This window comes from Streptomyces pseudoechinosporeus, assembly GCF_054783935.1.
This window is the reverse complement of the sequence record NZ_BAAGPS010000080.1, coordinates 1-15,188: the sequence shown is the minus strand read 5'-3', so window position 1 is coordinate 15,188 and position 15,188 is coordinate 1. Positions and strand designations below refer to the sequence as shown.

Sequence of the window (15,188 nt, the reverse complement as noted above, 5' to 3'; positions counted from 1 at the left end):
GTCACAGGGAGAACGCACCGGTCAGCAGGGCGCCGGCGGTCATGACCAGGGTGGTGGCGAAGGCCCAGCGGAAGATGAAGCGCTGGTGTTCGCCGAGCGACACACCGCTCATGCCGACCAGGATGAACGTGGACGCGGTGAGCGGACTGAGCGGGAACCCCGTGGTCATCTGGCCGAGAATGGCAGCCCTGGCGACCTCGGCCGGGTCCGTGCCGAAGCCCTGCGCGGTCTCGGCGAGTACGGGCAGTACGCCGAAGTAGTAGGCGTCCGGAGTGAAGACCAGGCTCAGCGGCATGCCGGTGACGGCCACCGCGACGGGCAGGTGCGAGCCGAAGGAGTCGGGGACGACGGAGACGAGCGTCTCGGCCATCTCGTCGATCATCTTGGTGCCGGTGAGGATCCCGGTGAGGACGCCGGCTGCGAAGATCATCGTGGTGACCAGGACCACGCTCTTGGCGTGCTTGTCGAGCAGCGCCTGTTGCTGTTCCCAGGTGGGGTGGTTGACCAGCAGCGCGATCGCGAACCCGAGGACGAACAGCACCGGAAGCGGCATCACTTCCTGGATCAGGCAGACCACGAGGGCGATGGTGAGCAGGAGATTGAAGATGTTCAGCCAGGTCCGCCAGGTCCGCGGCAGCGGCGGGACTCGGACGGTGCCGGGCCCGTCCCCGGGAGCCCGGAGGGCCTGACGCTCCCCGTCAGCCGTCGCGGGAGTGGCGTGTCGGCTCGACTCGGGTTCCGTGGTCGCCGTGACCGTCGTCGAAGCGGCGGGTTCACGGTCGTCCCGCTCGTCCTCGCCCTCGCGCACGTCCGTGGCCGGACCCTGCGGGGGCAGCGCGGCAAGACGGTTGCGTTCCCGGCGGCCGAGCAGGTAGGAGGCCACCAGCACCCAGACGACACCGAAGCCCATCGCGGGCAGCACGGGGTTGAAGACCTCGGAACTGTCCAGCTTCAGCGCCGCCATGGCGCGTACGGTCGGGCCGCCCCAGGGGACCATGTTCATCACGCCCGCGCCCAGGCAGACCACTCCGGACAGCACCAGGGGGTTCATACCGAGTCTCTTGTAGACCGGCAGCAGTGCGGAGACGGTGATGAGGAAGGTGGAGGCGCCGTCGCCGTCCAGGGCCACGCACAGGGTGAGGACGGCCGTGGCGACGGTGATCCGCAACGGGTCGCCCTGCGCCACCCGCAACAGACCGCGGATCAGGGGGTCGAAGAGCCCGGCGTCCACCATCAGGCTGAAGTACAGGACCGCGAAGGCGATCATGATGCCGGTGGGGGCCACCTTGGACAGCCCACTGAGTATCAACTCGCCCAGATCGCCCGCGAAGCCGCCGATGAGCGCCGCCAGCACCGGAAGCAGGATCAGAGCGACCAGTACCGAGGCGCGTTTGGTCATGGTGAGCAGCAGTAAGACGGCGATCGTGGCGAAGCCCAGGGCTGCCAGCATGGCGGCGCTCGCTTTCTCGGGGACGGCCCTCGGCGGCGGTGGGCGGGGGAGGCAGGCCGAGGTGTTACGCGAGAGTTTCGGAGCACCGGCGGATCGGTGTCCAGCATCAAACCGAGATCTGTCCATGCGTTAAGCGCATCAATCCAAGCGGTGGCGCCCTATGCTCGTCGGCCATGGAGGCCACCACCTTGCGTCAACTGGCGGCGTACACGGCCGTCGCCCGGGCCGCGAGCTTCACCGCAGCCGCCGCGGAGATGCACGTGTCCCAGTCCTCACTCAGCCGCGCGGTCGCGGATCTGGAGCGACAGCTCGGCGTCCAGCTCCTGGAACGGGACACCCGTAACGTGCAGTTGACCGCGGCGGGCGTCGAGGCCCTGCGTGTCGCCGAGCAGATAGTCACCGCTCACCGGGCGGGCATGAAGGAGCTCAGGCGATACCTGCTCGGCGAGTCGGGAACGGTCGCCGTGGCCACCCTTCCCTCCGTCGCCGCGGTGCTCCTGCCGCAGGTGATCTCCGACTTCCGTGAGCGGCGGCCACAGGTGGCGGTACGACTCCTCGACGGCCTGGAGCGGTTGGTACTGGACCGGGTCCTGTCCGGCGACGCCGACTTCGCGATCACCACCGTCGGTAACCCGCCGGAGCAGTTGGAGCACCGCCCCCTGGTCAGGGACCGCTTCGTCGCGGTGCTACCGGAAGGCCACCCGCTCGCCGACCGCCACGAGATCGCCTGGGACGACCTGGCTCGTCAGCCGTTCCTGGCCGTCGGGCGCGACTCGAGCGTGCGCCGGCTCACCGACGCGGCGTTCGCCCAGATCGACGCGCACGCGGTACCAGCGGCCGAGGCGGGCAGTATCGCGACCGTGGGGGGACTGGTGACCGCCGGCCTCGGGGTGTCGGCGATGCCCGCCCTCGTGCTCCCGCTGATGGGTGCCGGACCCGTCGTCTGCCGTCCTCTGGTGGACCCCGTGGTGGACCGGCGCCTGGACATCGCGCTGCGCGCTCGGCGGACGCTCCCGACCGTGACGGAGCGGTTCCTGGAGACGCTCGAAGAGTTCCGCCTCCAGGGGCGTCCACTTCCGCCCGGAGTTTCGTGGGCTTGAGGCCGCGCACCAACCCTCCCCCATTCATGCGTTTTTCGCATTGATTGATGGCCTTCTGTTGCTCGACAGGCATTTCTCCGCTCCGGCAGTCTGAAGACAACGGCGACGGCCGCGCCGCACCAACGCGGACGACGCTGTCGGGGACCCACGCGGAATGGCAGGGCAAGGGAGCTCAGCGGTGTCGGATGACGAGCGGAACACCACCGGAAGCGGGCAGTTGCACGGGCTGAAAGTGGTCGAGTTCGCCCATGTGGTGGCCGGTCCGCTGGCAGGCTCGATGCTCGCCGACCAAGGGGCCGACGTCGTACACGTAGAACCCCCCGGCGCCGGAGACGCGGCCCGCGCCATGGGGCCCCAACGTGACGGTGTTCCCCTGTGGTTCAAGGTCGCCGGCCGCAACAAACGCTCGGTCACCCTCGATCTGCACCACGAGGCCGGCCGACTCGTCGCCCACCGGCTCGTCGCCTGGGCGGACGTCGTCATCGTCACCCTGCGCGCAGGACGCCTGCGCAGCTGGGGACTCGACTGGGACTCCGTACACCGGATCAACCCCCGAGCCGTGCTGCTGCAGATCTCCGGCTTCGGCGCCACCTCGTCGCAGGCGGACGCCCCCGGCTTCGGCAAGGTGGGTGAGGCGCGCAGCGGAGTCGTCCACCTGACCGGCTTTCCCGACGGCCCGCCCGTCCACACCGGCTTCTCGCACGGCGACGCCGTGACCGGCCTGATGGGCGCCTACGCCGTCCTCGCCGCCCTCCACCGCCGCGACCACGACCCCGGGTTCGACGGCGAGTGGATCGACCTCGCTCTCTTCGAGTCCCTGTTCCGTCTGGTCGAGTGGCAGGTCATCGTCCACGACCAGTTGGGACGAGTACCCGAACGCTCCGGCAACCAGTTGGCGGTCGCCCCGGGGGCCGTGATCAACACCTACCGCTCCCGCGACGGCGAGTGGATCACGGTGACCTCCGCGACGCTGCGCTCGGTCCGCAACATCGCCCGCCTGCTGGGACTCCCCGAGAAGGAGTTCACCACGGCTCAGCAACAGTACGACCGACGCGAACAGTTGGACGAGAACCTGCGGAACTGGGTGGCGGAGCGCGCCACCGGAGAGTGCCTGGAGGAGTTCGCCCGTGCCGAAGTCGTGGCCTCACGGGTGTTCGACGCCGCGGACATCGCCGCCGACCCCGTGTACGCCGAACGCGAAGACATCGTCACCGTCAATGACCCCGATCTCGGCCCGGTGCGTATGCAGGCGGTGATCCCGCACTTCCGGCAGCGCCCCGGGCGGGTCTGGCGGACGGGGCCCGCCCTCGGGCAGGACAACCACCTGGTCTACGGGCAGTGGCTCGGACTCAGCCCGGACGAGCTGGCCGACCTGGAGAAGAGCGATGTCATCTGAGGCGTCTTCGGAGAGCCCTGCCGAGGTCGACGCGGGAGTGGTCGACCGGCCCCCGCTGCGCTCCCTGCTCTTCGTCCCCGGCACCAGAACCGACTGGCTGCCCAAGGCCCGGGCGGCGGGCGCCGACGCGGCCGTCCTCGACCTGGAGGACGCGGTGCCGGCCTCGGGCAGGCTCGCCGCCCGTGCGCAGGTGGCCGACGCCGTCGCACGGGCCGCCGCCACGTCGGCCGAGCAGGCGGGACGGATGGCGCTGTTCGTCCGTGTCAACCCGCTGGACGACTGGGCGGGGGCCGAGGAACTGCGGGCGGTCGTAGGGCCCGGGCTCGCCGGTGTCGTCCTTCCCAAGGTCCGCTGCACCCAGGATGTGAAGCTTGCCGACCGGCTGCTGGCCTGGTGCGAACAGGACCAGGGCCTGCCGCCGGGACACATCGCCCTGGTGCCCCTGCTGGAGACGGCGCGTGGTCTGCGCGAGGCCTACGACATCGCCCAAGCCGCGTCGCGCGTCGCCTACTTGGGCGCTCTCACCGCCCCCGGCGGCGACGTGGAACGCGCCGTCGGCTACCGATGGAGCCCAGAGGGAACCGAAACGGTGGCACTGCGCTCCCGCGTTCTGCTGGACGCCAGGGCAGCCGGAGTGCCGTGCCCGGTCAGCGGATTGTGGACGCGCATCACCGACCTGCCGGGGCTACGCGCCTTCGCCGAACAGAACCGCTCCCTCGGCTACGAAGGCATGATGGCGATCCATCCCTCCCATGTCCCCGTGATCAACGAGGTGTTCTCTCCCAGCTCCGCCGAACTCGCCCGCTGCGCAGAGCTGATCGCGGCGGTCGAGGCGGCACAGCGAGAAGGGACGGGCGCCGTGACCTTCCAAGGTGAGATGGTCGACGAGGCCATGGCCCGTACGGCCCGCCTTGTTCTGGAACGACACGGGGCGCAGGTTCGCGTGGCGCGTACGAGTACGCGCCACCGCGCAGCGCGGTGATGGCCCACTGCTGCTGGGGGCTGCCGTTGTCGGTCCGCTGCACCATCGCCGCGCCGTCAAGGAACCGCTGCTGTGCCGACTGCTGTGACACTCCTGGGCCGGGTCGGCCGACGGCGGGCGGATCTGTGTATTTCCTGTGAAGGTCGGCAACCTCCCGCCCATCGCCGGCAACTGAGGGGAGATACCGGCTCGATCTTCCAGAACGGATGAGCAATGAAGAAGCAGCAGCAGGCCCCACAGCACCGCCGACGCAACCTTCGGCTGGCAGTGGGTACGCCGCTGGCGCTGACAGCCGCGGGCGTTCTCGCCTATGGCACGGTCTTCGGGACGTTCGGTGACGGCGCCCGGCCCGAGGCGGCCGCGGCACCGGTTCCCGGCGACGCGATGGCCGCTGTGGCCGCGATGCAGCCGGGCTGGAACCTGGGCAACAGTCTGGACGCCATCCCGGACGAGACCTCGTGGGGCCAGCCCCGCACCACGAAGGCCCTGCTGGACAAGGTCCGCTCCCAGGGCTTCAACAGCATCCGCGTCCCTGTGACCTGGACCGACCACCAGGGAGCGGCACCGAACTACACCATCGACGCGGCGTACTTGAAGCGGGTCAGGCAGGTGGTCGACCAGGCGCTCGACAGCGGCTTCTACGTGATCATCGACATCCACCACGACTCCTGGCAGTGGGCCGACTCGATGGCCACCGACCACGACAAGGTGCTCGCCCGCTTCAACGCCACCTGGACCCAGATCGCCGCCGCGTTCAGGAACGAGTCCGCCAAGCTGGTCTTCGAGAGCGTCAACGAGCCCCAGTTCGAGCACGCCGACGACGCGCAGAAGGCCGAACTGCTCAACGAGCTGAACAAGTCGTTCCACAGCATCGTGCGCAAGTCGGGCGGCAACAACGGCAAGCGGATGCTCATGCTGCCCACCCAGGTCTGCACACCGGACCAGCGGCTGATGAACAACCTCGCCGGCACGATCAAGTCGCTGGGCGACCCGCGACTGATCGCCACCGTGCACTACTACGGGTACTTCCCGTTCAGCGTGAACGTCGCCGGCACCACCCGCTTCGACACCACGGTTCAGAAAGACCTGAGCCAGACCTTCAAGCGGATACATGACACCTTCGTCGCCAAGAACATCCCCGTCGTCATCGGCGAGTACGGTCTGCTCGGCTACGACCACGGCCCCGGCGCCGTGGAACGCGGCGAGATGCAGAAGTACTTCGAGGCGTTCGGCCACACCGCCCGCACCAACAAGGTCACCACCGTCCTGTGGGACAACGGCGCCTTCTTCGACCGCGACAAGCTGCGGTGGAAGGACGCCGGGATGTACCGCCAGATCAAGTCGAGCTGGACCACGCGCTCGGCCACCGCTTCCACGGACAACGTCTTCGTGCCGAAGTCCGGCCGCGTCAAGGACCGTACGCTCACCCTGAACCTGAACGGAGCCACCTTCAAGGCTCTCAAGCACGGCACGACCAAGCTGGTCAACGGCAAGGACTACACCCTTGCCGGCAACCGGCTGACGCTGAAGGCGGCCGCGCTCACCCGGCTCGTCGGGGACCGTTCCCACGGGGTCAACGCGACGCTGCAGGCCGAGTTCTCCCGAGGCGTCCCCTGGCGGCTCCAGGTGATCACCCATGAAACCCCGGTGCAGTCGAACACGACCGGAACGACGAACTCATTCCGGATCCCCACGCAGCTCCGGGGTGATGAGCTGGCGACGATGGAGGCCACGTACGCGGACGGCGGCAACGCCGGCCCGACCAGCTGGACGCCCTACCAGCAGTTCAACACCGCTTTCGCACCGGACAAGGCCAAGCAGGCCATCCGCCTCACCCCCGCCTTCCTCAACGCGGTGAAGGATGACGCACGCGTCAAGCTCACCTTCCACTTCTGGAGCGGCGCCACCACGACGTACTACGTGACCAAGTCGGGAAGTACGGTGACCGGCACGACATCCTGAGCAAAGGGCCGGTGCCCGTCCGGGAGGCTCCCGGGCGGGCACCGCGCTCAGTCGGCGGGGGACGGCGCCGCGACACGTTCACTGGACGTGGCGTGCTATGCCGGTCGCCTTCGTCATCAGCCACTCCAGCGGGCCGCGGCGTATCCGGCGAAAGGCTGCCGTGCCCCTGCCGACCGGAGGGCGATACCCCGCCGGGTGGCTGGAGCTGCCACCCGACAGGCTGCCGGGACGCTCCGGAGCTTTAGGGTCGAGGCGGTAAGAGCCGGGCGGTAGGGACGAAGGTGAGGCGGAGGGCACGTGATCCGGGTAGTGGTGGTGGACGACGAGGCTCTGGTCCGGTCGGGTTTCGGGCTCATCCTGGGCGCGTCCGACGACATCGAGGTCGTCGCGACCGCGAGCGGCGGCGAAGCCGTGGAGACCGTCCGCCGGGAGCGGCCCGACGTGGTTCTGCTGGACATCCGGATGCCGGACGTCGACGGGCTCACCGTGCTGCGCGAGCTGCGGACGATGCCGGACGCTCCCGTCGTGGCGATGCTGACCACGTTCGACGCCGACGAGTACATCCTGACCGCGCTGCACTCCGGCGCCGCCGGTTTCCTGCTCAAGGACACCGAGCCGGAGCAGCTCGCCCACCTGGTGCGCACCCTGGCCGCGGGCGGCGTGGTGCTGTCCCCCAAGGCGTCGCGCACCCTGCTGCACAGCCACCCCCGCACCGAGGCCGCCGTCGACGAGGAGGCGGCCAGGGTCCGGCTGCTCACCGCGCGTGAGCGCGACGTCCTCGTCCTGGTGGCGGAGGGCCTGTCGAACGCCGACATCGGGGCGCGCATCCACCTGGGTGCCGGCACCGTGAAGGACCACGTCAGCGCTATCCTCACGAAGCTTCGCGTGACGAGCCGGGTGCAGGCCGCGCTGCTGGCGCAGCGGGCCGGACTGCTCGACGAACGCCCGCAGCCGGAGGCCAGACGATGAATCGCGCACGCGCCCTGTGGCAGCGTGTGCCCGCGCCGGTCGTCGACCTCGTCCTGGTGGCGGTGGCAGCCGTGGACGTATGGCTGATGTTGTGGGACGACACGCGTCCCGGCGTCGCGCTGGCCACGCTCGGCTGCGCCGCGTTGGCCTTCCGGCGCAGGTTCCCGCTCGGCGTCTTCCTGCTCACCCTGCCGGTCGCGCTGACGCAGCCGGTCGCCGTCGCCCCGCTCGTGGCGCTGTTCACCCTGGCCGAACGCTCCCGCAGCCGTCCTCTCCTCGCGGGGTGCGTCGCCCTGGCCGCCGTGGCGAGCAGCGTTCCGTGGCCCCTGGCCAGTTTCTCCGAGGTCGGCCGGACCATGACGCTGATCGACTTCGTGTACAGCCTGGCCACCGCTGTCGCCCCGGTCCTCTTCGGGCAACTCCTCCAGGCGCACCGGGACTTGGCGCGGCGGCTGGCGGAGATCGAGGAGGCCAGGGAGCACGAGCGGGCCCTGCACGCGCAGGCCGTGCTCGCCCGCGAACGCGCCCAGCTGGCCCGTGAGATGCACGACGTGGTCTCCCACCAGGTCAGCCTGATCGCCGTACAGGCCGGAGCCATGCAGGTCGCCGCCCAGGAACCGAACGCCAAAGAGGCCGCTCGAACGATCCGTTCCCTGAGCGTCACCACACTCGACGAACTGCGCACCATGGTCACGCTGCTGCGCGCCTCCGGCGGCCGAGCCACCGAGCTGACTCCTCAGCCCACCCTGGCCGACCTGCACAAACTCGTGGAGTCAAGCGGCACTCACGCACAGCTGAAGGGTGAACTCCCGCCCATCGTGGGCACACCGGCGCAACGGGCTCTCTACCGCACGGTCCAGGAGGCGCTGACCAACGTCCGCAAGCACGCCCCCGGCGCCGCGGCCTGCGTCGAGCTGTGGCAGGACGGCGACGACATCGGAGTGACCGTCGCCAACAGCCCGCCCACGCGTCCCTCCCTGTCCCTCCCCGGTTCGCAGCAGGGCTTGGTCGGCCTGCGGGAACGGGCCGACATCCTGCGCGGCACCCTGGAGGCGGGCCCGACCACGGAGGGCGGCTACCGGGTGCGGCTGCGGATTCCGCTCAGCGCGGACTGAGATCGCTCAGGAGGTCGTGCTGCCCATCCCGCCGCGGGACACGGCGCTCAACGGGCCGCAGCGGGCCAGGCGGCCGAAGAGCCTAGGGGACAGGCCCGGGCTAGAGGGGCGTCGACGCCGACGGCACGAAGGGTGCACCGTGTCCCGGCACGATCAGGGCCGGGCCGAGAGCCAGGACCTTCTCCCTGGCCGCCCGAAGTTGATCGCGGTCGGGCGCGAAGGGGTCGTCGGCCGGGCCCTCGGCGGTCCACCACAGATGGGTCAGGACCACCAGGCCCTCGTCCGCCGTCACCAGGGTGCTGACGTCCTCGGCGGTGTGGCCGGGAGCGGTCATGAGAGTGATCGACGAGGAGAGCCGGTATCCGTCGGCGTTCCGGTCCTCCCAGATGTCGTCCTGGTAGATGGCCATGTGGTCGTGGTAGCGGGCTTCGGGAAACAGGGCGGCGTTCAGCGTGTGGTCCGGGTGGTGGTGGCTGAAGATCACGTCGGTGACGTCCTCTGGGGCGAGTCCGTGGGGCGTCAGCGGGTCCAGGATGAGCCGGCGGTCCGCGACCATGCCGGGATCGACGATCGCGACGGTCGCACCGTCGACGAGCAGGGTGACGGTGCCGGCGACCCGCGTGTCGGCGTAGCCGGTGGTCAGGACGTGGAACGAGGCGGTCATGACGGGGCTCCTCCGGTGAGGCCTTGAGTGATGGGCGTGGGGCCGTGCGAGCCGGTCACCGGGGAAGGAGCGCCCGGAAGCCGGTGATCAGGGCGCGGAGACCGACGTCGAAGGCGAGTTCGGCGCGGCGGTGGTCGGTGGGGGTGTCGTCGAGTACGGCGGTGAGGTGGGGGGCGGTTTCGCGGGTCACGTCGGAGACCATCACCGGCGGGGCCACGAGGTCGAGGGCGGAGCCGAGGACGAAGCTCTCCATTGCGTTGATCAGGGGCATGACCTGGCTCGCGGTGAAGCCGGCGGTCAGCAGGAGTTCGGCGACCTTCTCGTACATCGCGTGCATGAAGGGTTCGGCGAGCGGGGCGGTGGCGAGCAGGGGTACCGCCCCGGGGTGCGCGGCGAAGGCCTTGCGGTAGGAGCGGGCCCATTCCTCCAGGGCCTGCTCCCAGGGCTGTGACGAGTCCCAGTCGTCGGGGCCGGTCTCCATGGCCAGCTCTTCCCGCATGAGCGAGATGATCTCGCCCCGGCCGGACACATGGTGGTAGAGCGCGGACGGGGCGACGCCGAGCTCCCTGGCCAGGGCGGAAATGGTGAGGACGCCCTGCTCGTCGGCGAGTCTCAGCGCTGCCGCGCCGATGCGTCGGCGGTCCAGCAGAGGGGTGCGCGGCCTTGGCACGAGGGCTCCTCTTCGTATGTCTCCGTTCGGCAGGCGGCACGGTCGCCTGCACGACGTCACCGGAACTTTACCGAATGACTTTCAGTAAAACTCTTCCCGGCTGCTCAAGTGACCCCTACATTACCGAAAACCGAATGGCTTTCAGTTAGGTCGTCGTACGACGGAAGGGCGTCGCCGCTATGCAGGCCGACATCGTGTTCACCGGAGGGACCGTCAGGACCGGGACCCCCGAAAGCCCGGTGCTCGACGCGCTCGCCGTCACGGGCGGCAGGATCAGTGCGCTCGGACCGGAGGCGCTCGCCGCCCGGGGCAGGGGCACCACCGTCGTCGATCTACGAGGAGGCGCGCTGCTGCCCGCGTTCGGCGACGGACACGTGCACCCGGTGATGGGCGGTCTGGGCCTGCTCGGAGCACCCGTGCGCGAGTGCACCTCCGTGGAGGGGATCGTCGAGGCCGTACGGCACTGGGCCGACGAGCATCCCGAGGCCGAGTGGATCACCGGCGACGGCTTCGACGCCTGGCTCGCCCCCGGCGGCAGGTTCGACGCCCGCCGGCTGGACGCGGCCGTCCCCGACCGGCCCGTGGTGCTGCGCACGATGGATCACCACACGGCGTGGGTGAACACCGAGGCGCTGCGCCGGGCCGGGTTCACCGCCGCCACGCCCGACCCGGACGGCGGGGAGATCGTGCGCCGGGAAGGCTCCACCGAACCGCTGGGCACCCTTCGGGAGTTCGGTGCCGTGCTGCCCGTACTTGACCTCGTACCCCAGCCGTCCCACGAAGCGCAGGTGGAGGCGCTGCGCGAGACCGCCGCTCGATTCGCCGCCTCCGGCGTGACCTGGGTGCAGGACGCCTGGGTGGAACCGCACCACGCCGATGTCTGGATCACAGCGGCGACCAGCGGCCCAGGGCTTCCCGTCCGTGCCGACCTCGGCTTCTTCCTGGGGCCTGAGCACTGGCGCGAGAACATCCTCCGGCTCGCTGCCGAGCGTGAACGTGTGGAGAGTGCCGCCCCCGGACTGCTCACGGCGCACACCGTGAAGTTCTTCGCCGACGGGGTAATCGAATCCGGTACGGCCGCCCTCCTCAAGCCGTACAGCGACTGCCCGCACTCCCACGGCATCGCCAACTGGACTCCGACGGAACTGGCGAAAGCCGTCACCGCGGTCGACGCCCTCGGCTTCCAGCCGCACATCCACGCGCTCGGCGACGGCGGCGTCCGCGTCGCCCTCGACGCCATCGAGGCCGCGACTCGCACCAACGGCCCCCGCGACCGCCGCCCGGTCATCGCCCACGCCCAGCTGATCGACCCCGCCGACCTCCCCCGCTTCGCCGAACTCGGGGTGATCGCCAATCTCCAGCCGCTGTGGGCCCAGCCCGACCGGCTGATGACCGAGCTCATCCTGCCGAAGATCGGCCCGGAACGCGGCGCGCGGCAGTACCAGATCGCCGCCCTGCTCGCCTCCGGCGCCCGCATCTCCTTCGGCAGCGACTGGCCGGTCACCGATCACGAACCACTGCGGGGCATCGCCACCGCCGTGACCCGCCAGACGCCCGAGGGAATCCCCGACGGCGGCTGGCTCCCCCAGGAGCGGATCGATACCGCGACCGCCCTGGCCGCCTACTCCGCCGGATGCGCCTACCAGGCGTTCGAGGAGAAGAAGTGGGGCGTCCTGCGCCCCGGTATGTGGGCCGACCTGGTGCATCTCGCCGCCGACCCGGTCGAGACCGCTCCACGCGACCTCGCACACCTGCCCGTCCTCGGCACCTGGCTCGCCGGACGGCGCACGTACGGCTCCCACGTCCCCTCCCCCGTTCCTGCCGCAGGGCGGTAGCCGAAAGGCGCCGTCACGGCCGGACCGCGCACCAGGTCAGTAACCCACCCGTCGACCTCACGCATCACGCGGAGACCTCCATGACCGAGCCCGACACCTCCACCGCTCCCCAACGGCCTCCAACGACCACCGGAACGGAGCCGACCGGCCAACTGCAGCGGGCCGCGCTCGGCGTCACCGACATCGTCTTCTTCGTCGTGGCGGCCGCCGCCCCGCTCACCGTGATGGCGGGTATTGCCCCGCTCGCCATCCTCTTCGGCGGCATCGGCGCCCCGGTCGCCTATCTGGCGGTCGGCGTCGTGCTGTGCCTGTTCGCGGTCGGTTTCACCGCCATGACGCCTCACATCCGCAACGCAGGCGCCTTCTACTCGTACATCGCCCGGGGCCTGGGCCGCCCTGCGGGACTGGGAGCGGCGCTGCTGGCGGTGTTCTCCTACAACGCCCTGCAGATCGGCACCTACGGCGCCTTCGGCTTCTTCGCCGCCGGCACCGCGAACGACCTCCTGGGCGTCGACCTGCCCTGGCCGGTCTACGCCTTCGCCGCGATCGCCGCGGTGTGGTTCCTCGGCTTCCGGTCGATCCACGTGGGCGCCAAGGTCCTCGGCGCCCTGCTGATCGCGGAGACCGCCATCCTGGTGCTGTTGGCCGGCGCGATCCTCGTCAAGGGCGGTGCGGACGGCCTGAGCCTGGCCTCCTTCGCCCCCTCCAACGTCTTCACCTCGCAGATGAGCGCATCGCTGGGCCTCGCCATCGCCGCCTTCATCGGCTTCGAGGCCACCGTCCTCTACCGCGAGGAGGCCCGCGATCCCGACCGCACCGTGCCCCGCGCCACCTACCTGGCCGTCGGCTTCCTCGGCCTCTTCTACACGTTCGTCGTCTGGATCATCGTCCAGGCCTTCGGCGACGACAAAGCCGTCGGGACGGCGGCACAGAACCCCGCCGAGATGTTCTTCACCGCCATGACCCGCTACGTGGGCGACTGGGCCACCGACCTCCAGCGCGTCCTGATCGTCAGCAGCCTCCTGGCCTCCCTGCTCGCCTTCCACAACGCCATCACCCGCTACGGCTACGCACTGTCCGTCGAGGGCGCCGCCCCCGCCCGCCTGGGCCGCATCCACCCCCGGCACGGCTCGCCCTGGATCTCCGGCATCGCACAGACCGTGCTGGCGGCCGTCGTCACCGCCGTCTTCGCCGTGATCGGCGCGCACCCGTACAACGAGTTCCTGCTGTGGGTGAACACCCCCGGAGTGGTCGGCATTCTCGCGCTGCAGACGCTCGCTGCCTGCGCCGTGGTCGTCTTCTTCCGCCGCAACCCCGGTGCCGGCGGGGCGGGCCGCCTGCGCACGGTCGCCGCGCCCGCGGCCGCCGCGCTCCTCCTGGCTGTGATCACAGGGCTGGTCTGCACCCGCCTCAATCTCTTCACCGGCGCCCCGCCCGCCGTCAACTGGACGCTCATCGCGCTCACTCCGGTCGTCTTCACGATCGGCGCGGTCCTCGCGGTGCGGATCGGCCGCAAGCGGCCGGAGGTCTACGCGAAGCTCGCCACCACCGACGTCGACTCCGTGTGACCGACGGTCAGGCCCCGTCGCGGGACGGCAGATCACCGCGACGGGGCCGCAGCCGCACGCCGACGTCTCGCCGCCACGCCCGGCGAGAAGTCGACGTCCCAACTCACGGGGCGCAGTGCGTCGTCGGTGCACGTCGGGCGCCCTCCGGGACCGGTGTGACGGTCACTGCGTCCGGGGCGTGATGTGACTGGCGGCGGGGGCTCAAGTGCCACCCGGCGCCTTGATGACCATCCGCGGCAAAGGCTCTCGCCGCGGGTGGCAACAAGCACCCCGAACATGCCATGTACTCGTATTCGCATGCGCCAGCACGGCGCCGGCCGAACAGACGAGGGCATCTCCGGCTCTGATGTCCTCGACCGGGGCGTGCCACCATCGAGCCGGCGTTCGCGAGCATGAGATGGCCCTTGCCTCGCGGCCCGCGGTGTGCCGTCCGGATCGTGTCGGGGTCCCGTGGCGCGGAAACCGAACTCCCGTGACGGCGCAGGCGGTGCCGTTGAGCGTGTACGAGTTCGGCGAGGTGGTATCGCCGGTGTGGGCGGCCTGGAACGCCTCCACGTGCGTCCGCGTCACCTCCACTGGATCCTCGGCCGCCCCATCCGCGTCCGGGTCCGGGTCCGGCGAATACTCCCCCAGGTACCGCGCCAACTGCGCGGCCGCCAGCAGATAGTTGTAGCGGGTGGTCTCCGGATAGTTCCCCGACCGCAGTGAGCGGTCCCAGTCCCGCAGGAACCCCGACCAGGTCGTCGACAGCCCCGCAGTGATCTTGTCCAGGTCCAGCAGCGGCATCCTCGCCGGCCTCCGAGTAAAGGCGCCGATGAGCGGCATGCTCAACCCCGAAGCCGGAAACGACCCACGCGAAAAGGGCCCTCACAGGCTCCCGCCTGCGAAGACCCTTCACACCGTCGGGACGACAGGATTTGAACCTGCGCCCCCTTGACCCCCAGCAATGTGGCCGATCATGGTTTGAAGACCTGAACAGCCACACTGCGCCGTACGGCGCAGTCAAAAACTGCATACCACCGCCTACACGGCCACCAAGGCCACCGTACGAGGACGTACTTCTCCCCGAGCCATCCGATCCGTGGCCAGACGCCCCTGACCGCCGGCGAGCCTTGGCGCGCTGGAGCGAGCGGTGCACCTGCGGTCGTGCGACGTCCAACTCCCGGACGGCTCGGGGTGCACGGCGACGATCACCCCGTACGGCACTCGCGCGGTGTCACCGACCTGGCCGCCGTGGTCGAACCGCTCACGGGCACGGACACCAGGGCGGTCGCGCCAGGTCCCAGGACGATGCTCGCCGACCGTTCCCTTCCCTGGCGGCACGTGCTGGAACGGGCAACACAGCCGGCTGCTTCAGCGTTTGAGCCGATACTGCCGATCGGCAAGCGCGGGAACGGATAGACCGTCCTGGCCAAGGAGTTGGCGGCGAGTACACCCCCGGCAGTCGCCGACTCGGCTGAGGACAACGAACCGGGCC

At 70.1% G+C, this 15,188-nt stretch carries 12 protein-coding genes; 8 read left to right on the top strand and 4 right to left on the bottom strand.

Annotation, left to right across the window (positions count from 1 at the left end; all coding sequences use genetic code 11):
* Position 1: 1 nt before the first annotated feature.
* A complete protein-coding gene (locus tag ACYVO6_RS43745; protein WP_461071584.1) occupies positions 2-1,450 on the bottom strand; it encodes a CitMHS family transporter in 1,449 nt (482 codons plus the stop codon).
* A 173-nt stretch (positions 1,451-1,623) separates the two neighbouring features.
* On the opposite strand from ACYVO6_RS43745, the gene ACYVO6_RS43740 reads away from it, so the two are divergent.
* The 6 genes from ACYVO6_RS43740 (at position 1,624) to ACYVO6_RS43715 (ending at position 8,974) form a co-directional block, all read left to right on the top strand.
* A complete protein-coding gene (locus ACYVO6_RS43740; protein WP_461071582.1) occupies positions 1,624-2,550 on the top strand; it encodes a LysR family transcriptional regulator in 927 nt (308 codons plus the stop codon).
* A 178-nt stretch (positions 2,551-2,728) separates the two neighbouring features.
* On the top strand, positions 2,729-3,946 hold the full coding sequence (locus tag ACYVO6_RS43735) for a CaiB/BaiF CoA transferase family protein (RefSeq protein WP_461071580.1): 1,218 nt from the start codon (positions 2,729-2,731) through the stop codon (positions 3,944-3,946).
* A complete protein-coding gene (locus ACYVO6_RS43730; RefSeq protein WP_461071578.1) occupies positions 3,936-4,928 on the top strand; it encodes an HpcH/HpaI aldolase/citrate lyase family protein in 993 nt (330 codons plus the stop codon). The genes ACYVO6_RS43735 and ACYVO6_RS43730 overlap by 11 nt, the downstream gene beginning before the upstream one ends.
* Before the next feature lie 213 nt (positions 4,929-5,141).
* Complete coding sequence (locus ACYVO6_RS43725) at positions 5,142-6,890, top strand: cellulase family glycosylhydrolase (protein WP_461071576.1); 1,749 nt, start codon at positions 5,142-5,144, stop codon at positions 6,888-6,890.
* Positions 6,891-7,187: 297 nt separating this feature from the next.
* Positions 7,188-7,859: a response regulator gene (locus ACYVO6_RS43720; RefSeq protein WP_461071574.1), complete on the top strand. Its 672-nt coding sequence runs from the start codon at positions 7,188-7,190 to the stop codon at positions 7,857-7,859.
* Positions 7,856-8,974, top strand: coding sequence for a sensor histidine kinase (locus ACYVO6_RS43715; protein WP_461071572.1), 1,119 nt, complete (start codon positions 7,856-7,858; stop codon positions 8,972-8,974). Before ACYVO6_RS43720 ends, ACYVO6_RS43715 begins: the two co-directional genes overlap by 4 nt.
* 100 nt (positions 8,975-9,074) lie before the next feature.
* Here the strand turns inward: ACYVO6_RS43715 and ACYVO6_RS43710 are convergent, their stop codons facing one another.
* Both ACYVO6_RS43710 and ACYVO6_RS43705 read right to left on the bottom strand, forming a co-directional pair.
* Positions 9,075-9,638 (bottom strand): MBL fold metallo-hydrolase, encoded by a 564-nt coding sequence (locus ACYVO6_RS43710; protein WP_461071570.1) that lies wholly within the window; start codon positions 9,636-9,638, stop codon positions 9,075-9,077.
* Between the two features lie 55 nt (positions 9,639-9,693).
* The gene (locus ACYVO6_RS43705; protein ID WP_461071568.1) at positions 9,694-10,308 is read right to left on the bottom strand and encodes a TetR/AcrR family transcriptional regulator C-terminal domain-containing protein; all 615 of its coding nucleotides are present in this window, start codon (positions 10,306-10,308) and stop codon (positions 9,694-9,696) included.
* A 179-nt stretch (positions 10,309-10,487) separates the two neighbouring features.
* Between ACYVO6_RS43705 and ACYVO6_RS43700 the strand changes: the two genes are divergently transcribed.
* Positions 10,488-12,143: an amidohydrolase gene (locus ACYVO6_RS43700; protein ID WP_461071566.1), complete on the top strand. Its 1,656-nt coding sequence runs from the start codon at positions 10,488-10,490 to the stop codon at positions 12,141-12,143.
* An 80-nt stretch (positions 12,144-12,223) separates the two neighbouring features.
* A complete protein-coding gene (locus ACYVO6_RS43695; protein ID WP_461071564.1) occupies positions 12,224-13,711 on the top strand; it encodes an APC family permease in 1,488 nt (495 codons plus the stop codon).
* A gap of 201 nt (positions 13,712-13,912) precedes the next feature.
* Here ACYVO6_RS43695 and ACYVO6_RS43690 read toward each other — a convergent pair whose 3' ends face one another.
* Entirely contained in the window at positions 13,913-14,497 is a 585-nt protein-coding gene (locus tag ACYVO6_RS43690) for a hypothetical protein (protein WP_461071562.1), read from the bottom strand.
* Positions 14,498-15,188: the final 691 nt, after the last annotated feature.